Origin of the sequence: Vibrio sp. HENC-03 (genome assembly GCF_000305755.2) — a bacterium.
Classification (GTDB): Bacteria; Pseudomonadota; Gammaproteobacteria; order Enterobacterales; family Vibrionaceae; genus Vibrio; species Vibrio owensii.
In genome coordinates this window covers 217,229-237,475 of record NZ_JH976122.1, presented here as the reverse complement: position 1 = coordinate 237,475, position 20,247 = coordinate 217,229, and the positions used below count along the sequence as shown (strand labels likewise).

Below are 20,247 nucleotides of genomic sequence, written 5' to 3'. Positions count from 1 at the left end.
TGCGACGCTTTGAAGGATTGTATCACAGGTCGCGATTAAGCGTATTCTTGCTCGAACTCTCGCATGAAGTCGACAAGGGCTTGTACGCCTTCTAGTGGCATTGCGTTGTAGATAGAAGCACGCATACCGCCAACTGCGCGGTGACCTTTTAGTGCTTTCAGACCTTTCGCGTCTGCTAGCTCGAGGAATGTACCGTCTAACTCAGGCTTAGCAAGTTGGAATGGTACGTTCATTAAAGAACGGTTCGCAGAATGCACACCATTGCGGTAGAAGTCTGATTGGTCAATGTAATCGTAAAGCAGCGCGGCTTTATCACGGTTTACTTGTTCAATCGCTTTTACGCCGCCTTGCGCTTTCAACCACTTGAATACAAGGCCAGATAAGTACCAAGCAAATGTCGGTGGCGTGTTGAACATTGACTCTTTCTCTGCCAACACTTTGTAATCCAAAATGCTTGGCAGTACTTCTTTGGCTAGACCAAGCAGATCATCACGAACGATCGCAATAGCGATACCTGAAGGACCAATATTCTTCTGAGCGCCCGCGTAAATCACGCCGTATTTTGAAACGTCAATTTCACGAGAAAGAATGGTTGAAGACATATCAGCAACGATTGGTTTGTCCGTCATTGGCAGATCGTTGATTTCGATACCATCAATGGTTTCGTTCGGGCAGAAATGCACGTAAGCCGCGTCAGGCGAAATTTTCCATTCTGCCGCTGGCAATACAGCTGCTTTGCCGTCGATAACCGTCTTTGCGTTGAAGACGTCTGGTTCACAGTACTTTTTCGCTTCTGCTACTGCGCTTTCTGCCCAGTAACCGCCATCAATATAAGTCGCAGTTTCCGCATCGCCTAAAAGGTTAAGTGGAACAGCGGCAAATTGAGCACGAGCACCACCTTGGCAAAACAGTACTTTGTAGTTGTCTGGGATGTTCAGAAGATCACGAAGGTCTTGCTCTGCTTCTTCTGCAACCTTGATGAACTCTTTGCTTCGGTGACTGATTTCCATCACTGAAGTACCAAGACCTTGCCAGTTGATTAGCTCCTTTTGTGCTTGCTGCATGACTGCTTTTGGCAGACCTGCTGGCCCTGCACTGAAGTTAAATACGTTGTCCGTATTTTGTTCCATGATGCTCATTGCTCCTGCTAAGTAAAGATTACGAAATTAATATCACGTTTTGGCAGGGATAAAAACAACAAAAGAGGTCTTACGACCTCTTTTTAAACTGAAAAAGCTAAAAACTTACTTTGTAAACTTCTCTATTGCATCAAGGCTGGCATAAGCAGTGCGATTAAAGGAAACTCTTGTCCGTTTTCGAACTTCAATTTCCCATCAGAAATTTGCGCTTTTAGTTCATAACCTTTGTCTTTTTTCTGGATAAGCTCCATCACCATCAGCTCATCCACACTTTCTTGAATGAATGGGTAAAGATCCACGAGTTCATCCGAGAAGTAAGTGTTTAGAGAACCATTTGTCGCCGTCATCAACTTCATTGGGTCTTGAGTGATGTGGTCAGTACCTTGAGGCACAGATAATTGCCATTCGTTGCGGAACTTGCCTTCACCAAATGCCAAAGACAACTCATTCACAGATAGGTTGAAGCCTTTGCTAAACAACGTATCAATGTGTGGCAATAGTTTTTGAACTTCTTGCTCATCCAGCATTGGCGAGCTTTGGTAGATTGACATGATTTCATCGAAAGATTTGCTGTCTACATCGCCAATAGCAAAATCCAACTTAAAGTTATCAACGTCTGTGCCATCTGTTAAACGCATTTGCTTCGCATCCAGCACCAGTTTCGTGCTTAGCTTATCGCCCGCTTCATTAAGCGAGGTATTGCCGCTGTAGCTTGCGTTCTCAATCAGGAACATAGGAGCAAGTTGCGCATCAACGACATCCAGCTTTTGTAGTGAGAAAGACTGCTCACCAAGCCAGTAACCTTTTGCTTGCTTACCTTTGCCTTCACCTTTTAGCTCTGTTAGGTGAATCTCTTCGCCATTTTCAAAATCAATTTGTACCGAAGGAATCGACACTTGGTAGTTCAAATCACCCAGTACCGTTACATTACCTTTCACTTGAGCAGGGCTTGAAGAAAGGTGCATACCTTGAGCATCATTCTGGTAATTCCAGCTAGCAAGATCCAACGTGAAATCGGTGTTGCCATTCAACTGGGTTTTGCTGTGCATCGTCAGTGGCAAGAAGTCAGCATCCACCAATTTAGAGTCAGCACTTAGGCTTGTTAAACCATGAGTCACGTCACTGGTTACATCAAATGCAGTCGGCAGACCATCGCGCTCAAGCTGCGCTTTGATTTCTGGGTCGACAACGGTGTAACGCGTCAGAACGACTGAAGACAGGTAACCGCGGTCATATTCCACGATTTCACCTTTGACCATTTCATCGTTCATGTTGGCGATGCCATCTTCAATGATAGTTTGACCAATCTGACCAACCGCTAGCGGCCAACATAGCGCAAGAGAAATAGCGCCACCAATGGCACCGATTTTTTTTAGATTTTCCATAACGTCACTTATTGAGTATTTGTGCTCAGTCTAACCCAAACCCAAAGCGGATAAAACATTGAGATATATCAGACTATTGATGGTTATTTTAGTTCATTAATCGAGAATAATACCCAGCTCCCACCCATTCTTACATTTAATTGATATGTTGTTAGTGCCAAGTTTTAACCGGAGCTCAAACCGCTGTGAACCGTTACGCTGTACTGTGCCTCGACAACAATCCAATCAGTGCCGAACAGTTTCGATTGGAGTTGTCAGCCTTCTCAAGTAAGTTTGATATTCTCTCTGTGGAATCGATAGAAGAAGCACAGAGCGCTCTCGAATATCTCGAAGAAAGAGAGCAAAAAGTGGCACTCGTCATTGCCAGTCATCACGCACATTTTAACGGCGTCGATTTCCTTATTGGCTTGGATCGCAAGCCTCATACTGAACAAGCGCGCAAAATACTGATCAGCTGTTCTTCGGATATTGAAGCGATTTTAACCGCCGTTAACGAAGGTAGGCTTGACCATTGCTTAACTAAGCCACTCCCTGACAAGGTTCTGTTCAACACAGCACAGAAAGAGCTCACCCAATTTATTCTGCGTTACGACAGAGAAGACTTACTCAGCTACAGTCAAATCCTCGACCAGCACAAGTTGCTCCGTGCGCACATCGAAAATCAGATGAGTAACTACCAAGCAGGTTTCCTAAACGACTATCACGCCCTTTCCGACGGAGAATTGGCAGAGCAAGTCATCAGTGCTCTGCAACATTTCTTTGAACAAAATGACGATACCAAGGCTTGCCGTACCTACTCACCAGAACACTTGCTCACGGTAGAAGGCGAACCAAATAGCTTCTTATGGTTTATTACCAGTGGTGAAGTGGCACTCTATAAACGCGACGAACTTGGTATGCAGCGCGAAGTGGTTCGACATTCGAAAGGTAACATTGTCGGCGGCATGTCGTTTGTTACTGGAGAAAGTTCCTTCTCGACAGCCTTAACGCTCACCAAAACCGAAGTAATCAAACTGGATCGAAAAGTCTTTCGGAAGGTAATGCAGAGCGATTCAAATTTGCTTCCTTTGTTTACCAACTTGTTGTTACGCCATTTCAACCGACGTTTGCAGCGCAGCATTAATACTAAGCTGCAACTGCAAAAAACCTTAGAGTCGTTAGAATCCGCCCACCAGCAATTAATAGAGCGTGAAAAGATGGCAATGCTTGGCCAGCTTGTCGCTGGGGTCGCTCATGAGCTGAACAACCCTATTGCGGCAATTTTGCGGGGTGTAGAAAACCTGACACTGACGTTAGAGAATCTGCTCAAAGAGCTTCCTAGCCATGACATTCAAGAAAAAGGCGTTGCCTTACTGACCAAAGCCCAACGCGTCAAACCCGCTTCTACGTCCGAGCTACGGGAACGAGTGAAACAATTAAGCGCCGACCTACCCGACAGAGCGCTCGCTAAGAAAGTCGTTAATCTCGGACTCGAATCTGACCAAACCTTGATAGCGCAGCTCAACCGTCAAAAAACCGAACCCTTGCACGCCTTGGGAACCCTAGAGCAGTATCACCAAGTTGGTGCCTCTCTGCGTTCGATAAATGTGTGCGCCGCTCGGATTGCTGATATGGTGAAAAGCTTGAAGGGATACGCCCGCTCTGATGATGAGAGTTTGCATTTTGCAGACCTGCATGAAGGCATAGAAGATACGTTGGTGATCTTTGAAAACAAACTCAAAATGCACAAGGTCACGACCGACTATGCTGAGCTACCAAACACCCTTTGCCAGCCGATTGCGCTGCAGCAAGTGTGGACCAATCTTATTTCCAACGCGATTGATGCTTTCCCAGACAAAGGGGAACTGGTGATTCAGTCGAGATTGGTCGAGAAAGGCAGTCAAACTTATGCTGTCATCTCATTCAAAGACAACGGATGCGGCATTCCAGAATCACAACAAAAAGCCATTTTTGAACTCAACTTTACAACGAAGAAAGAAGGTAATTTCGGTTTAGGAATCGGACTTTCTATCTGCCAACAAATCATGGCGGGCCATAAAGGCTGGATAGAAGTGGAATCTGAGCTCAACCATTTCACTTGCATGACCGTCTGGTTACCTATCACTCAAGAAGGAGATGAAGCATGACTAAATATCTGATTTTATGTGTGGATGATGAAAGAGAAGTCTTGGATAGTGTCCTTCAGGATTTGATCCCATTTGAAGATAACTTTGTGGTCGAAGGCGCGGAATCTGTTACGGAAGCCAAACAAGTGATTGAAGAAATGGCGGAAGATGGTATTCAGCTCGCCTTAATTCTGTGTGACCACATCATGCCAGAACAGACAGGCATCAGCTTCTTAATCGAGCTCAGTCAAAATGGTGACACTAAATCCGCTCGAAAAGTACTCCTTACTGGACAAGCAGGGCTTGAAGACACTGTAGAAGCAGTTAACCACGCAAGTCTTGATTACTACATTGCTAAACCTTGGAAAGGTGAAGAATTAAGAGAAGCGATCGTCTCGCAACTGACTGCTTTTATGATAGAAAACGATGATAACCTCCTATCCTGGACTTCTATTTTAGACGCAGAATCGATTCTTAACGCCATGGCAGATAGACGAGCAAGCTTCGGCGAATAATCCTTTAAACACAAAAACGCGCCGCGTCACCCCAACATGGCGCGTTTTTTGCTGTTAACTTGGCACAATTGACTCATTTGACAAAACATCGACACTTTTTTGTTGGTCGTCGCCCTTGGTTTTTATTATGATGTCGAACAAATCAGATTACGGTTCAAGTGGTTACTTGGATCCATGGAACTATAAGACAAGGTTTATCGTTAGTTATGCGTAAAACACTATTAGCCGCTGCCCTTTTGCTGGCATCTAGCCAAGCTCTAGCTGCGAACGACTACAACGCTCCAGCAACAATGAGCAACTTTAGCTACGACTACATGGAAGCTCGCATTGGTGCAAGCCCAGTAACATTCGGTGCTGGCTTCAGCAAATCAATCCACCCAAATGCACACGTGATTGCACGCATCGATTCTGAGTTCGATGGCGATTTCGATTCAGCAGCGGGTTTTGGCTTCCACTCTCCACTAAACAACTGGGCTGACCTAACAGGTGCAATGCTAATGCGTGTTGTACAACCATCAAACTCTAGCAGCACAGACGTTGGTATGGAACTGAACCTTGGTGTACGCCAATGGCTTGGTCCACAACTAGAAGTGGGTGGTAAAGCAGGCTACGTATCTATCGATAACGATGACGATTGGATTGGTTCTGTTTACGCTCGTTTCCACTCTACAGAGCTATTCTCTCTAGGTGCAGAAGCGCGTATTAACGACTTCTACGGTGACCAAGTGATGTTCACTACTCGCTTCAAGTTCTAATCAATCCCTTGATTGAACAGCCATAGAAGCACAAATAAAAAACCGAGGCATCTGCCTCGGTTTTTCTTTTCTGATAACTGATTTGTAGCAATGACTAACTCGAATGAAGTGGCTAAAAGCATCAACTTCCTTTTGTCGCTTTTAACACTCACCTTTTATGACTCGCTAACTTCATCCTAAACGAGTCAATCATCGTGAAACTAAAGCGCCTTACTCGCACATCGCTAGCAATTGCTTCTTGCGTGGCTCTTGGATTAGTTTCCAGTGGATACCATCGATCGCACCAGCAAATTTCCATAGAAGTTTCACATCAACGTCACTGCCGTAAGCAACTCTGACTTTGTTGAATACTTCTACCGGTCCAAGTTCTAAAAATGTGTCGACATCATCAATGCCGGCTTTCTTTACCATGCGTTCGAGCGTTAACTGCATATTTGGCAGATCGCGCAAACGTCTACTGGCAGAAGACTTTTGGTATTTGCGTTCCTTAATAGAACATTCAATTGATTTTTGTAACAGTTCGTCTAGCCCATCAAAGCTCGAATCAAACAGATCTGTTACGTCGTAATAGTTTACGGTTGCCGTCGTTTGTTTTTTGACGTGCTTATACTTTTCGCAGTTTAGTTGAGTAAACTCATCATCCAACCCATTTCCGCCGCGTAAATAACAACAGTCGTTACTTACTAACGCGAACATTGCGTCATTGCTGAATAAACCAATACCACCAAACATTGAACGTTTTTGGTACTCACTAAAATTGCTTACATAGTTAAAAAAAGCTTGGTCTGTCATGTCCATTGACCTCTTTAATTGGAATAAATTACCCCGATTAGCGATGTCACCAGATTGAACAGCAGCTTATAGCGATTAAAAATTGTCGTTATGTTGGCGATATTTTTGTGAATTGCGCTCACCAACTGTCTTAATCATACTTAACGTTGAAAAATAAGTTAGGATCTATGTCACAGATGCCAAACTACAAATTCAACATACGTGATTAGTTTCACACTTACTTATCTTCACCCGATGTTTTTTTGACGCAGTAAGTGCCAAAAAATAAGCATCATGGTGATTAATACGGCAATTGCGAGAGCGAATTAGGTATTTAATTGATAACTAACATACTGTGAGGGTACACTGTACGAAAGCTCTCAAGCACAGCGTCATAATGGAACATTTATCATTTTTTTGGCTACCTAATAATAAAGATAAGCTCATAAAGGCACTCGAATCTGAGTTCGCTCAGCTGGTAGAACAATCGATTTCTACTGGCAAAATTTCCCTTCCTCCCATCCCAGATGTCGTCCTCAAGATCCAACAACTTTGCACTGAAGAACACACGACCATTGCAGATGTAGCAAATGCCTTACTGGAAGATCCAGGTTTGGCTGCAGTTGTTGTTCGCGTGGCAAACTCTGTCATCTTTAATCGTCGCAACATTACATGCAATGACCTAACGACGGCAGTTTCACGCCTTGGGATTCTGCGAGTGAGGGATATCGTCACTGCACAAGCGATTGAACAGTTGAAGCACTCTGTGAACCTAACTAAAGAGTGTAATAGCATCTTGGTGAAAAGTGCGGCGGTTTCACGTGAGCTTGGCGCAACCATGGTGTTAGTGGTTCAAGAGTTTCGTAAGCATGAGCCGGCGACCTATGGGCATCTGGAGCAAGAAAAGGCACTGCTGGTTGGCTTGTTAGCCGACATTGGCTTATTCTGCCTAATCAATGAATACCATCTCTATCTCGATCGCGGCAATTACCTTGATGCCGATATCGCACTACAAATATTCCAAACCCGCTGTTCTGCTACGAGTAAGTTAGTGCTAGAAAAATGGGGCTTTGATAATGATTTCCGCGAAGTCTCCTCGAATGAGAAGTTCGAATCTGCTCGCCCTGAAGTAAGCTATTTAGATATTGCTCGTATCGCAAACCATCTATTAATGTTCCGCAATCAAGATGAACGCATTGAAGATCACGAAGTAGAATTTAATCTAACGGGTGCAGAAGTCTTGTACGATCTCAGTAATATGAGTGATACTGACTTCCAAAGTGAAATTAAAGAAGTACTCAGCGCAAGCGGCCTTTAATCTTACCAGCTTCAAATTAAGCCACGATAAGCATCAGATAGTATTTTGATACGTTGATTCGTGGCTCTGTTGTTCTTTATCCAGAAAGGAATCATTGGGCTTTATGTTCTCAGGGATGCTATTTATCTTCGCCCCACTCGTGGTGGGTTATTTAATTCCAGTTTCTCGCGCGTCAGTATTGGAGAAGATCAATAAATCGACGTCATACCTTATTTACGTCATTCTTTCCCTCATGGGCTTGAGTTTGGCTGCGCTGGATAATTTAGGTAGCAATCTACAAACCATCCTTCTGTACGCGGGCACCTTCTTTGTGTGCTTGGGAGCCTGCAACCTACTCGCTTTACCTTTGGTCGATAAGTTGCTTCCTTTGCAAACCGATCAGAATCAAAAGAAGCTACCCCTTTCGTCAATGGCCTTAGAGTCAATCAAGCTTGTCGTTGTTGTGGGTGGTGGTCTAATCGCGGGCTTGATTCTTCCTATTGGTTTGTCTTGGGTGGATACTGCGAGCGAATGGATTTTATTCCTTTTGCTTTTCTTTATCGGCATTCAACTGCGCAATAGTGGTTTGACGCTTAGACAAATTCTACTCAACAAGCAAGGCATGGCGATTGCGACAGTGATCATTGCAACGTGTATGCTTGGCGGCGTAATTGCTTCAATGGTTTTGGATCTTCCTCTTTATCAAGCTTTGGCAATGTCTTCTGGTTTTGGTTGGTACTCACTGGCTGGCATTTTGATGGGTGACGCCTTCGGCCCTATCTTTGGCGGCGCTTCTTTCTTAATTGAGCTGATGCGTGAACTGGTCGCTTTGATTGCCATCCCACTACTTATTCGCAGTTATCCATCAACGGCAATTGGCTACGCTGGAGCGACGGCGATGGACTTTACCCTGCCCGTCATTCAAACCACTGGCGGTGTTCGATGTGTGCCTGTTGCCATTGTTAGTGGCTTTATCTTGAGCTTATTGGTGCCAGTTATGATGCTTTTCTTTGTGTCTCTTGCTAGCTAGATCTCAGGAATATTCATTAACATCCATTACAATACGGCAAAAATTCAAATACCCAAGTAACCTCAAAACGCTCAATTCGAAGAGAATTTTCTGGTTCACCGCTTTGTTATCGAGCCCTTTAATTTTTAACTGTTGGATCGGTAATCAGTGACAGGCAAGGCATATGTCTATTGGGGTTACAAAGGGAATACAACCAAAAGGAATAATAATGAAACGCTTTGTCGTTGCGGCGCTCCTCGCTACAAGCTCAACTTTTACTTTTGCTGCTGATCAGCAATGTCTTGCAACTAAATACGATGGCTACATTGATGCTTCCCTACAGTGGTATCAAGACCTCGTAGACTTAACTGTGACTCAATACCCTGACTTAAACGAAGTTAGCCAATGGTTCTTAGAAGGCCGTAAACACCACTTCGAACTCAACCGTGAAGCAGTACATTACTTTCTAGAAAACGATCCAAGCCGAGTAGCAACAGAGCAACCGGTTGAGGCATGGTTGAAGCTAGAACAACATGATGTGAAGCAACTAGCGACACGCAGTGATGCCCTAGGGGAAGCAGCGAAGAAAACCTTCAGCGATCGTCAATCTGCAAACCATCCAAAGAACTACGACCTACGCTCTGCATTTGCTGACTTATTGAGCCACCCAAAACAGATCGATTCTGCGCTTAACAAGTATAATCAATCAATTGCTAAGATTGAAAAGCAGAAATGTGAATAAATCCCACCCTAGAATTTCATTTCAGCAATATGGGTTTCAATAATTAAAACGGGACTTTGCGCCCGTTTTGGTTTAGATTGTGCCGCTCGCATTACCAAAATAACTACAAAGATTCTTTGCTATGGTTAAGGAACAAAAAACCGCTGACGTTAGCTTCGAGAGCTTGTTAAAGATCTTCACTATCCCTGAAGGTCCAGATTCAACGTTGACTAAAATTGATGAAAGTCTTTCGCAGAACTTGAATCAATTTCTTCGTGAACACATCGTGGCAGAAGAAAAGCCTTTACGTGAAATTGAGAAAGACTTTTCTTCTGCTCAGATTCCTGAGCAACCTGAGTTCGTGTCAGACCATACCGAGCACCTGCTAGATACCTTGGTATCTCACTCGGTTCACACCTCTGCACCAAGCTTTATTGGTCACATGACTTCTGCCCTGCCGTATTTCTTAATGCCGCTGTCGAAGATCATGATTGCCTTGAACCAAAACTTGGTGAAAATCGAAACATCAAAAGCTTTCACACCGCTTGAGCGTCAAGTTCTTGGTATGTTGCATCGCCTTATCTATGGTCAGGACGATAAGTTCTACCGTAAATGGATGCACAGCGCGAAACACTCTCTTGGTGCATTTTGCTCTGGCGGTACCATCGCTAACATCACTGCACTTTGGGTTGCTCGAAATAAAGCGCTGAAGGCAGATGGCGCATTCAAAGGTGTAGAGAAAGAAGGTCTGTTCAAAGCCATGAAACATTATGGCTACGAAGGCTTAGCAATTTTGGTTTCTGAACGAGGTCACTACTCACTGAAGAAAGCGGCAGACGTTCTTGGCCTTGGTCAAGAGGGCCTAGTTGCTGTCAAAACTGACGCGAACAACCGCATCATTGTTGACGACCTAAAAGCAAAAATCGCCGAGCTCGAATCACAGAACATCAAACCTATCGCTGTGGTTGGTGTTGCTGGTACGACAGAGACTGGTAGCGTTGACCCTCTACCTCAAATTGCAGAAGTATGTGCTGAGCACAACTGCCACTTTCACGTGGATGCAGCTTGGGGCGGCGCGACTCTGATGTCGAATAATCATCGTCACCTACTTGGTGGCGTTGAACTTGCCGACTCTGTAACGATCGATGCTCACAAACAGCTTTACATTCCAATGGGCGCTGGCATGGTTCTGTTTAAAGATCCAGATGCAATGAAGTCTATCGAGCATCATGCACAGTACATCTTGCGTAAAGGCTCTAAAGACTTGGGCAGTCATACGCTTGAGGGTTCTCGATCTGGTATGGCAATGTTGGTTTACGCAGCAATGCACATCATCAGTCGCCCAGGTTACGAGCTTCTGATCGACCAAAGTATTGAGAAAGCACGTTACTTCGCTGATTTGATTAACCAACAAGAAGACTTCGAATTGGTGTCTGAGCCTGAGCTTTGTTTGTTAACCTACCGCTATCTGCCAACCAATATGCGCGCGGCGTTAGATAAAGCACAAGGCGTTCAGAAAGAAAAACTTAATGAGTTAATCAACCAGCTCACTCAGTTTATTCAGAAACGTCAGCGTGAAACTGGTAAGTCATTTGTCTCTCGTACTCGACTGAATCCAGACCAATGGCAACGCATGAACACCATTGTATTTCGCGTCGTTCTTGCTAACCCATTAACCACCAATGATATCTTGAGCGCGGTTTTGAGTGAGCAAAGAGAAATTGCTCAGCAAGCACCGAGCTTGATGGCTAAGATTGAAGAAACTGTCGACGACATTCTCAATTCTTAGGCGCCAATGTGAGTTACATCAAAGTGAAAATTTCTTTCTTTTTGGTGTAACTCAGACATCATTATTGTGCCACTAGAGCAACAAACCAACGATCCCGCCTTCAATTCTGTAGTTTTTACAACATTTTGTTTGAGGCTTGTCAAATTCTCACGAAATAGTAACGGTATTTGTTTTAGCCAGATAAAGGATCGGGTTTATACTGAATTTATGGCGCTGGTGGTTTTCGTTAACGCCCCTCTAGACCGAGAAGCCCCTTGGGTTTCCATACGTTAACAGAGCCAGCGAGTTGTTCTCTATACCCTCGTGAACACTATGAATACATTAGAAAAAATTCAAAAAAACCTGGAGAATTTCAGTAAGTCAGAGCGCAAAGTTGCGGAAGTAATTATGGCGTCTCCACAAACTGCAATTCATTCAAGCATTGCAACGTTAGCTAAAATGGCTGACGTGAGTGAGCCTACTGTTAACCGTTTCTGTCGTCGTCTGGATACTAAAGGTTTCCCAGATTTTAAACTTCACCTTGCGCAAAGCCTTGCCAATGGTACGCCTTACGTAAACCGTAATGTCGAAGAAGACGATGGTCCGGATGCATACACGCACAAGATTTTCGAATCGACAATGGCGTGTTTGGACGTAGCGAAAAACAGTCTTGATTCGATGCAAGTTAACCGCGCGGTTGATCTTCTGACTCAAGCTAAGCGCATCTCATTCTTCGGTCTAGGTGCTTCTTCTGCTGTTGCACGAGACGCTCAAAACAAGTTTATTCGCTTCAATATTCCAATTACTTGTTTCGAAGATATCGTGATGCAACGCATGAGCTGCATCAACTGTAGTGACAATGACGTTATCGTTCTGATTTCTCATACTGGTCGCACTAAGAGCCAAGTTGAGATTGCAAACCTTGCTCGTGAAAACGGTGCGACGGTTATTGCCATTACAGCAAAAGACTCACCGCTAGAGAAAGCAAGTTCACTGGCTATCACGCTAGATGTACCTGAAGACACAGACGTATACATGCCAATGGCAAGTCGTGTGGTGCAAATGACGGTCATCGATGTGCTAGCAACGGGCTTTACGCTACGCCGTGGTACTGGTTTCCGTGAGAACTTGAAGCGAGTAAAAGACGCGCTGAAAGACAGCCGCTACGACAAGCTAAGTCAGTACTAACGAATCGACTTAGTCAGTAATAAAAAATAGAAAGGGGAGCTAAATAGCTCCCCTTTTCGTATCTGGTAGATCGTATTTCTATTGATTCACATCCGAAAGATCGGAACGTGACTCCAACACCTCTACTGAGCTGACATGCTGGCTACCTTCACTCTCGCTAATGCAGGCATCACTGCAATCACAAACTTGGCGAAGAATGTACACCAAACGATCTTGCGTTAGCGGTAATGGATTACCTTTGATGGCAACTGACTTTAGTGCATCATCGGCGACTTGCTCAAACGACGTCTGACACACGCCAAATTTACCAAGCTGAGGCAATTCAAGCTTATCCAGCACCATTCTCACCCAAAGTACGCCATCATGTTCGTTAGCATTGGTTCTTTCCGTGACGAGTTGGGCCAATCGCTTGTAACGGCTTATCACATCACTGCGCCCTGCTCTTTTTGCGGCATTGATGTTTTCTTGCATAACATGAGGAGCCAAACGCGCAGTAATAACACTGTGTGGGGCATCGAGCTTGCCACCGAGTGCAGAGGCTAATCCGTGCGCCGCACCAAGTTTAGCGTTGGTGATGGCCATCCCGCCTAAAAGTGCCGCAAAAGAAAGGTCTGCTCTGGCCTTATGATTGTCCTGTTTACAGCCCGCAATGACCGAACGACTTAATCGACGTAATCCCTCTTCACACACCATATCGGTGAGAGGGTTTGGATCACCACATACGTATGCTTCCATCAAATGCGTGAAGGCATCCATTGCTCCGCGACCAGAGGTATATTGGTCAGTGCCATAGGTTAACGTTGGATCGACTATCGCCACATCAGCGAGCATTTCCGGACTTCTTAAACTGACCTTCACTTGGTCTTGCCCGGATTTAAGTACGGCGTTTCTGGTTACCTCAGAGCCGGTGCTTGCCGTGGTAGGAATCGCAATAAAATGAATCGGTTTGGTTTTTAAAGGTACGTTTCGTCCAACCACTTCGACGTAATCATAAACATCACCTTGGTTGGGTATGATAGCGGCAAGTGCTTTGCCCATATCAATGACACTGCCCCCGCCAATCGCAATGACCATGTCAGGTTGAAACTTGCGCCCAAGCACGGCAGTTTCTTCCACCATGGTGATATTGGGTTCGCCATTGATGGCGACGTGTTGATAACGCATGTTCTGCGCTTTTAAATAATTAATGATAGGTGTGGCTCGTTGCGTGTCTTTACCAGTGACCAGTAAAACGCTATAACCAAATTGATTGATTACAGACAGCGAAGATTGGAGTGCTCCCTCGCCGAAGATAATCCGTGTCGCAGTCATAAACTGAAACATACACTTCCTCCCCAAACAACAACTCACACTAGAGTGCTATGCTTTCAGCAAAAAAAAGTTGACCGAGTGCACCTTGCCGCCATTAACCCTTCAAAAAGTGCGTTTTTATGCGTCACTTCACATACTTAACTGCAGCGATTTTGCGGTTAAGAATCATCCCCAAAAGTGACTTTTCTTGGCTTTAAGCTTAGTGCGTGTTTAGTTTTTATACGATAGATTTCACCTATCGAGCCAAGAGGTAAATGCTGCTTTATTTCCGTATCTGGATCGGGCATAGTTATCCCAACAAACGAAAGCATGTACCGACATGACGTCTAGTTGTGCTTTCAACAAGAATAGATTTTAGGAGAAATAAGATTATGTTCGTAGTTATCTTTGGTCGCCCAGCTTGCCCATTCTGTGTTCGCGCAAAAGAGCACGCAGAGACACTTAAAGCAAAACGTGATGACTTCAACTACCGTTACGTAGACATCCACGCTGAAGGTATTTCTAAAGCTGACCTAGAGAAAACAGTTGGTAAGCCCGTAGAAACTGTTCCTCAAATCTTCATCGACCAAACGCACATCGGTGGTTGTGATGACTTTGAAGCTTACGCAAAAGAACACCTAGGTCTATTCGACGAGTAATTCGAATAACTGAATTTTTAAAAAGCCGCTATTAGCGGCTTTTTTATTATGTATTCAGATTGTTACTCCCCTACGTCAAGTAATAGTAAAACCTAAAAAATTTCACTTATCTTTTTGCTATATTTAGTTACAATTCGAAATTCTTAATTTTTATTTGGCACACACCTTACCGAGCCACGCTGTGAACATAGACGTCGTACACCTTCTTGAACAAAACCCCATTCTTCTAATCTTCGTCGTATTAGCAATTGGTCTTGCCATTGGTAAAATTCGCTTTGGAAAGCTGCAGTTAGGTAATTCCATTGGCGTTCTCATTACGTCTCTCGTAATGGGCCATCTTGGCTTTTCTTTTAATGCAGAAGCACTGACCATCGGCTTTATGCTGTTTATCTACTGTGTGGGTATCGAAGCGGGTCCAAACTTCTTCGGCATATTTTTCCGAGACGGTAAGCATTACTTTATTTTGAGTATGACCGTACTCGTTTCTGCGGTAGGTCTTACCTATTTCTGCAGCCACTATATGGGTCTCGATTTTGGTTTGTCTGCCGGTATGATGGCTGGCGCTCTTACCGCGACGCCTGTTCTGGTAGGTGCACAAGATGCGCTGAACTCTGGTCTTGCAACCATTCCACGCAACATGGATTTTTCTTTGGTATTAGAAAATCTATCGGTGGGTTATGCGATGGCTTATCTGGTGGGTTTAATCAGTATGATTATGTTCGCCAAACTACTGCCAAAACTGCAAAAACAGAACCTATCGGATTCAGCTCAGCAAATTGCGCAAGAACGTGGCCTAGGCAACTCTAGTCAACGTAAGGTTTACTTGCCGATCATCCGTGCATACCGCGTTGGTCCTGAGCTGATTGATTGGACAGATGGTAAAAACCTCCGAGAATTGGGTATTTACCGCCAGACAGGTTGTTACATCGAACGTATTCGTCGTAACGGGATTTTGGCCCATCCAGACGGTGACGCAATCCTGCAAGAAGGTGACGAAATCGCACTAGTAGGCTTCCCAGACAGCCACGCACGTCTTGACCCAAGTTTCCGTAACGGTAAAGAAGTATTCGACCGCAACCTACTTGATCTTCGAATTGTCGAAGAAGAGATCGTCGTTAAAAGTGATGCGATTGCGGGTAAGCGCTTGTCTGATTTGAACCTATCGGAATTCGGCTGTTTCTTGAACCGCGTAGTGCGTGCTCAAATTGAAATGCCAATGGATTTAGACATCGTTCTGGCCAAAGGTGACGTGCTCCAAGTAAGTGGTGAGAAAAGCCGCGTTCATGGTCTTGCTGAGAAAATCGGTTTCATCTCGATCCACAGCCAAATGGCAGACTTACTTGCGTTCTGTAGCTTCTTTATTCTAGGCATTATGTTTGGTTTGGTGACAATGACGTTTGGTCAGGTGTCATTCAGCCTAGGTAACGCCGTTGGCCTACTGCTTTCAGGCATCACGTTAGGCTTCCTACGAGCGAACCACCCTACTTTCGGTTATGTACCGCAAGGGGCATTGAACATGGTCAAAGACTTAGGTTTGATGTTCTTTATGGTTGGCATCGGCTTAAGCGCCGGTGGCAAGATGTTCGAACACTTAACTCAAGTGGGCCCACAGATCATCGGTTTGGCGTTTATCGTCAGCGTTGTGCCTGTCGTTCTTGCATACCTAGTTGGCGCTTACGTGCTTAAGATGAACCGTGCCCTACTCTTTGGTGCCATCATCGGTGCTCGTACATGTGCACCAGCAATGGACGTAGTGAACGAATACGCGAAGTCGACGATTCCAGCACTTGGCTACGCAGGTACGTACGCGATTGCCAATATCTTGATGACCCTAGCTGGTACAATTCTGATTATTCTGAGTTAATCACTTTAAGCGGGCGTTGCAGAACAGCTTATGCAGCGCTCCTTATTCAACACAGAGATTCAAGACACAAAAAAGGCGCTCATTGAGCGCCTTTTTTAATTCCGTTAGAAACGATTAGATTTGAGTAAAATCTGTTTCTACTGCTGGGTTCACGTCTGCTTCGTAATCCACACCGTCAACACCGAAGCCAAATAGCTTCAAGAACTCTTCTTTGTACTCAACGTAGTCAGTCAGTTCTTTTAGGTTTTCAGAGGTGATTTGTGGCCATAGGTCACGGCAGTGTTGTTGGATATCCTCACGTAGTTCCCAGTCATCCAGACGTAGACGGTTCACTTCATCTACTTCTGCTGCGCTGCCGTCTTCTTTGTATAGACGTTGGCTGAACATACGGAAGATCTGCTCCATACAACCTTCGTGTACACCTTCTTCACGCATTTTCTTGAATACCATAGCGATGTATAGAGGCATTACAGGAATTGCAGAACTTGCTTGGGTTACAACAGACTTAAGTACCGCTACGTTTGCGCTACCGCCAGTTGTAGACAGTTTCTCGTTAAGTGCTGCAGCTGCGCGGTCTAGGTCCATTTTCGCTTTACCTAGCGCACCATCCCAGTAGATCGGCCAAGTTAGCTCAGTACCGATGTAGCTGTATGCCACAGTTTTACAACCATCTGCTAGAACGCCAGCTTCTGATAGTGCGTTAATCCATAGTTCCCAGTCTTCACCGCCCATTACGGTTACTGTGTCTTGGATTTCTTGCTCAGTAGCAGGCTCTACGCTTGCTTCGATGATGACGTCTTTGTTGGTATCAACAGCCGTCGACGTGTATGTCTCACCGATAGGCTTAAGTGCTGAACGGATCAGTTCACCCGTTTCTGGCATTTTACGTACTGGAGAAGCCAGTGAGTAAACCACCATATCTACCTGACCAAGGTCTTCTTTGATCAGATCGATTGTTTTCTGTTTTGCTTCATTTGAGAACGCGTCACCGTTTAGGCTTTTCGCGTATAGACCCTCTTCACGAGCTAGCTTTTCAAATGCAACAGAGTTGTAAAAACCTGCTGTACCTGGCTTCTTCTCTGTGCCTTCTTTTTCGAAGAAAACACCGATAGTTGAAGCGCCGCCACCAAATGCCGCAGCGATACGAGAAGATAGGCCGTAGCCACTTGATGCACCCACAACAAGAACGCGTTTTGGTGCGTTTTTAATTGGGCCTTGTGCTTTAGTGTAAGCAATTTGTTCTTTTACGTTAGCTTCACAACCCACTGGGTGCGTAGTAGTACAGATAAATCCACGAATTCTAGGTTTGATGATCATATTCAACTTCCTTTAAAAAACGTTGCTAGGATAAAAGGTTCAGCCCTACTTCGCACCTAATTTCTGTAAAAATGCTGCGAAAATGCAAGTGGTTGGAGCACTCAGCCGAAAAGTAAAAGCGTTAAACATAAAAAAGCACCTCAATTGAGGTGCTTCTCTCATTTTGTACTCACGCGCTTCATGCTGCTGAGTTCAAATGCGATTTCTTGGTTGTCACATTGGTACGAACTTCTGAGAAATCGTGGCTAAAGTGGTCGACTTGAATCGCTTTGTAGCGCAACTTATCTGCCGCCATGATTTGATCGATTTCTTGCTCTGTCAGTACCTCTGCTTCAAACGCTTGCTGTAGACGGTCATGCAGTAGGCCTTTACGAGCTACTTTGCCATCTTTCGCCGCTTTCATCAGTTTACGCTCTAGAGGTTTCACATCGTACATCGCTAAGAACGCTCGCTCCATCAGACCAACACTGTCGTCCTCTGCTTTACCTATGTAACACAAGCTCGTCATGCGGTCACGTTGTGCTCCTGGCGTCATCATTGCTTCTGCTAGGCTCACACACAGCTCGTCACTTGGTGCTTTGAAGTGATTACCTAATGGGAACAACAAGCCTTTTAGAACGCCACCCACGTATTTCACAGGGAAGTTTGAGTACGCTTCATTTAGCGACTTCGAAGCGTTGTACAAACAATGTTGAACGGCATAGTGTACAAAGTTCAAATCACCTTGTTGACGGCCTTCGTCTTCGTATTTCTTAAGCGCCGCTGACGCCATGTATAGATAGCTCAAGCCATCACCAAGACGAGCAGAGATCATCTCTTTACGTTTCAGATCACCGCCCAACGTTAGCATCGCAAAGTCTGCACTTACTGCCAGTGCGCGACTTAGGCGAGTGATGTCTTTGTAATATTGCTGTGTAGGGCCACTCATGTGCGCTTTCACGAAGCGAGAACCGGTCAGTGCTGCACCCAACGCACCAAAGGTATTACCCATTGCGTGTTTGATGTGTTTGAACAGCAGATCATCAAACTCTTTTGCGCCTTCTTTCGAATCTGGGTTCGCAGCAGCTTCCATCTCTTTCAACACGTATGGATGACAACGTGTCGCACCTTGACCGAAGATCATTAGGTTACGGGTTAGGATGTTTGCCCCTTCAACCGTAATCGCGACCGGAATACCCAGATAGTGTTTCGCTAGGTAGTTCATTGGACCATCTTGAATTGCTCGACCCGCGTGAATATCGAAAGAATCGTTCAGGATAGTACGAGCCATTTCTGTCATGTGGTATTTCGCAATTGCGGTCACGATGCCCGGTTTCTCTTTCATATCCAGAGAAGTCGTCGTCAGCGTGCGTGTCGCCTCAAGCAGGTAAGTCAAACCGCCAATACGGCCCATTGCTTCTGCCACACCTTCAAACTTACCAATCGACATACCAAACTGCTTACGAACGTATGCATAAGCGCCAGTAGTACGCGTAGTAAGGTGACCAATCGCGGTACCTAATGCAGGAAGGGAAATACCGCGACCGGCCGATAGACACTCAACCAGCATACGCCAGCCTTTACCTGCGTATTCTGAACCACCAATCAGCCATTCCATAGGAATGAACACGTCGTTACCGCGAGTAGGACCGTTCATAAACGCAGAACCTAGCGGGTCGTGACGCTCACCAATCTCCACGCCTTCATGATCGGCAGGAATCAATGCACAGGTGATACCCACATCTTTCTTGTCGCCAAGCAGACCATCAGGGTCTTGAAGCTTGAACGCCAAGCCAAGTACCGTTGCTACAGGAGCGAGAGTGATGTAACGCTTGTTCCAACTAACACGAATACCAAGGACTTCCTCACCCTCGTGCATGCCGTAACACACCACGCCTTGGTCAGGAATGCCACCCGCATCTGAGCCAGCTTCAGGGCCAGTCAACGCGAAACAAGGGATATCAGTACCGTCCGCTAAACGTGGCAGCCAGTAATCTTTCTGCTCTTGAGTACCGTAGTGAGAAAGCAGCTCACCCGGACCAAGAGAGTTTGGTACCATCACAGACACTGCTGCACTGATGCTGCGTGTTGCAATACGAGATACGATGGTTGAGTTAGCCAGAGCAGAGAACTCGCGGCCACCATACTCTTTTGAAATGATCAGTGAAAAGAAACGCTCTTTGCGTAAGAAATCCCAAACCTCTGGCGGAAGATCTCGATCATCTTTCACAATTTGTTGGTCATTAAGCATTTCAAGCAGTGTTTCAAGTTCATTATCCATGAAAGCTTGCTCTTCAGAAGACAATGCAGGCTTCGGATAATGATGTAACGTTGTAAAGTTAGGCTTGCCAGAGAACAACTCTGCATCCCACCAAACGCTACCCGCTTCCATTGCTTCTTTTTCAGTGCTCGACAATGGAGGCAATACTTTCTTAAACATTTTGAATGCTGGGTCACTAATCCATTTTCTTCGTAGAGAGCTCAT

16 protein-coding genes are annotated in these 20,247 nt (G+C 45.1%); 10 read left to right on the top strand and 6 right to left on the bottom strand.

Annotated features, from left to right (window positions below):
- Positions 1-35 precede the first annotated feature (35 nt).
- Positions 36-1,130, bottom strand: a complete 1,095-nt coding sequence (gene serC / locus VCHENC03_RS14045) for a 3-phosphoserine/phosphohydroxythreonine transaminase (protein WP_009705838.1) — start codon at positions 1,128-1,130, stop codon at positions 36-38.
- A gap of 131 nt (positions 1,131-1,261) precedes the next feature.
- Positions 1,262-2,524 carry a DUF945 family protein gene (locus VCHENC03_RS14050; protein ID WP_009705837.1) on the bottom strand — a complete coding sequence of 421 codons (1,263 nt, stop codon included), beginning with the start codon at positions 2,522-2,524 and terminating at the stop codon, positions 1,262-1,264.
- A 185-nt stretch (positions 2,525-2,709) separates the two neighbouring features.
- Between VCHENC03_RS14050 and VCHENC03_RS14055 the strand changes: the two genes are divergently transcribed.
- The 3 genes from VCHENC03_RS14055 to VCHENC03_RS14065 all read left to right on the top strand — a co-directional run bounded on the left by VCHENC03_RS14055 (position 2,710) and on the right by VCHENC03_RS14065 (position 5,899).
- Positions 2,710-4,650 carry an ATP-binding protein gene (locus VCHENC03_RS14055; RefSeq protein WP_009705836.1) on the top strand — a complete coding sequence of 647 codons (1,941 nt, stop codon included), beginning with the start codon at positions 2,710-2,712 and terminating at the stop codon, positions 4,648-4,650.
- Positions 4,647-5,144 carry a response regulator gene (locus VCHENC03_RS14060; RefSeq protein WP_009705835.1) on the top strand — a complete coding sequence of 166 codons (498 nt, stop codon included), beginning with the start codon at positions 4,647-4,649 and terminating at the stop codon, positions 5,142-5,144. The genes VCHENC03_RS14055 and VCHENC03_RS14060 overlap by 4 nt, the downstream gene beginning before the upstream one ends.
- A gap of 206 nt (positions 5,145-5,350) precedes the next feature.
- Positions 5,351-5,899, top strand: coding sequence for a hypothetical protein (locus tag VCHENC03_RS14065; RefSeq protein ID WP_005442235.1), 549 nt, complete (start codon positions 5,351-5,353; stop codon positions 5,897-5,899).
- A 210-nt stretch (positions 5,900-6,109) separates the two neighbouring features.
- Here the strand turns inward: VCHENC03_RS14065 and VCHENC03_RS14070 are convergent, their stop codons facing one another.
- Positions 6,110-6,697: a TfoX/Sxy family DNA transformation protein gene (locus VCHENC03_RS14070; protein ID WP_009705834.1), complete on the bottom strand. Its 588-nt coding sequence runs from the start codon at positions 6,695-6,697 to the stop codon at positions 6,110-6,112.
- A 370-nt stretch (positions 6,698-7,067) separates the two neighbouring features.
- Between VCHENC03_RS14070 and VCHENC03_RS14075 the strand changes: the two genes are divergently transcribed.
- The 5 genes from VCHENC03_RS14075 (at position 7,068) to VCHENC03_RS14095 (ending at position 12,653) form a co-directional block, all read left to right on the top strand.
- Positions 7,068-7,988, top strand: a complete 921-nt coding sequence (locus tag VCHENC03_RS14075; protein WP_009705833.1) for an HDOD domain-containing protein — start codon at positions 7,068-7,070, stop codon at positions 7,986-7,988.
- Between the two features lie 103 nt (positions 7,989-8,091).
- Positions 8,092-8,997, top strand: a complete 906-nt coding sequence (locus VCHENC03_RS14080) for a lysine exporter LysO family protein (RefSeq protein WP_009705832.1) — start codon at positions 8,092-8,094, stop codon at positions 8,995-8,997.
- A gap of 208 nt (positions 8,998-9,205) precedes the next feature.
- A complete protein-coding gene (locus tag VCHENC03_RS14085; protein ID WP_005442243.1) occupies positions 9,206-9,718 on the top strand; it encodes a hypothetical protein in 513 nt (170 codons plus the stop codon).
- Positions 9,719-9,839: 121 nt separating this feature from the next.
- Positions 9,840-11,486, top strand: coding sequence for a pyridoxal-dependent aspartate 1-decarboxylase PanP (gene panP, locus VCHENC03_RS14090; RefSeq protein ID WP_009705831.1), 1,647 nt, complete (start codon positions 9,840-9,842; stop codon positions 11,484-11,486).
- A 312-nt stretch (positions 11,487-11,798) separates the two neighbouring features.
- Positions 11,799-12,653 carry a MurR/RpiR family transcriptional regulator gene (locus VCHENC03_RS14095; RefSeq protein WP_005442248.1) on the top strand — a complete coding sequence of 285 codons (855 nt, stop codon included), beginning with the start codon at positions 11,799-11,801 and terminating at the stop codon, positions 12,651-12,653.
- Positions 12,654-12,731: 78 nt separating this feature from the next.
- Here VCHENC03_RS14095 and VCHENC03_RS14100 read toward each other — a convergent pair whose 3' ends face one another.
- The gene (locus VCHENC03_RS14100; protein WP_009705829.1) at positions 12,732-13,976 is read right to left on the bottom strand and encodes an iron-containing alcohol dehydrogenase; all 1,245 of its coding nucleotides are present in this window, start codon (positions 13,974-13,976) and stop codon (positions 12,732-12,734) included.
- Between the two features lie 359 nt (positions 13,977-14,335).
- On the opposite strand from VCHENC03_RS14100, the gene VCHENC03_RS14105 reads away from it, so the two are divergent.
- Complete coding sequence (locus VCHENC03_RS14105; protein WP_005428550.1) at positions 14,336-14,602, top strand: GrxA family glutaredoxin; 267 nt, start codon at positions 14,336-14,338, stop codon at positions 14,600-14,602.
- A gap of 181 nt (positions 14,603-14,783) precedes the next feature.
- Positions 14,784-16,466: an aspartate:alanine antiporter gene (locus VCHENC03_RS14110; protein ID WP_005442250.1), complete on the top strand. Its 1,683-nt coding sequence runs from the start codon at positions 14,784-14,786 to the stop codon at positions 16,464-16,466.
- A gap of 114 nt (positions 16,467-16,580) precedes the next feature.
- Here VCHENC03_RS14110 and fabV read toward each other — a convergent pair whose 3' ends face one another.
- Together fabV and VCHENC03_RS14120 are read right to left on the bottom strand one after the other, a co-directional pair.
- Positions 16,581-17,783: an enoyl-ACP reductase FabV gene (fabV, locus tag VCHENC03_RS14115; RefSeq protein WP_009705827.1), complete on the bottom strand. Its 1,203-nt coding sequence runs from the start codon at positions 17,781-17,783 to the stop codon at positions 16,581-16,583.
- Between the two features lie 178 nt (positions 17,784-17,961).
- Positions 17,962-20,247, bottom strand: a complete 2,286-nt coding sequence (locus VCHENC03_RS14120) for an acyl-CoA dehydrogenase (protein WP_005442252.1) — start codon at positions 20,245-20,247, stop codon at positions 17,962-17,964.

Bases quoted from the DNA above. Each gene is read 5' to 3' on its own strand.
- serC (WP_009705838.1), bottom strand. From the start codon at position 1,130: ATGGAACAAAATACGGACAACGTATTTAACTTCAGTGCAGGGCCAGCA.
- VCHENC03_RS14050 (WP_009705837.1), bottom strand. From the start codon at position 2,524: ATGGAAAATCTAAAAAAAATCGGTGCCATTGGTGGCGCTATTTCTCTT.
- VCHENC03_RS14060 (WP_009705835.1), top strand. From the start codon at position 4,647: ATGACTAAATATCTGATTTTATGTGTGGATGATGAAAGAGAAGTCTTG.
- VCHENC03_RS14065 (WP_005442235.1), top strand. From the start codon at position 5,351: ATGCGTAAAACACTATTAGCCGCTGCCCTTTTGCTGGCATCTAGCCAA.
- VCHENC03_RS14070 (WP_009705834.1), bottom strand. From the start codon at position 6,697: ATGGACATGACAGACCAAGCTTTTTTTAACTATGTAAGCAATTTTAGT.
- VCHENC03_RS14075 (WP_009705833.1), top strand. From the start codon at position 7,068: ATGGAACATTTATCATTTTTTTGGCTACCTAATAATAAAGATAAGCTC.
- VCHENC03_RS14080 (WP_009705832.1), top strand. From the start codon at position 8,092: ATGTTCTCAGGGATGCTATTTATCTTCGCCCCACTCGTGGTGGGTTAT.
- VCHENC03_RS14085 (WP_005442243.1), top strand. From the start codon at position 9,206: ATGAAACGCTTTGTCGTTGCGGCGCTCCTCGCTACAAGCTCAACTTTT.
- panP (WP_009705831.1), top strand. From the start codon at position 9,840: ATGGTTAAGGAACAAAAAACCGCTGACGTTAGCTTCGAGAGCTTGTTA.
- VCHENC03_RS14095 (WP_005442248.1), top strand. From the start codon at position 11,799: ATGAATACATTAGAAAAAATTCAAAAAAACCTGGAGAATTTCAGTAAG.
- VCHENC03_RS14100 (WP_009705829.1), bottom strand. From the start codon at position 13,976: ATGTTTCAGTTTATGACTGCGACACGGATTATCTTCGGCGAGGGAGCA.
- VCHENC03_RS14105 (WP_005428550.1), top strand. From the start codon at position 14,336: ATGTTCGTAGTTATCTTTGGTCGCCCAGCTTGCCCATTCTGTGTTCGC.
- fabV (WP_009705827.1), bottom strand. From the start codon at position 17,783: ATGATCATCAAACCTAGAATTCGTGGATTTATCTGTACTACTACGCAC.
- VCHENC03_RS14120 (WP_005442252.1), bottom strand. From the start codon at position 20,247: ATGAGCTCTCTACGAAGAAAATGGATTAGTGACCCAGCATTCAAAATG.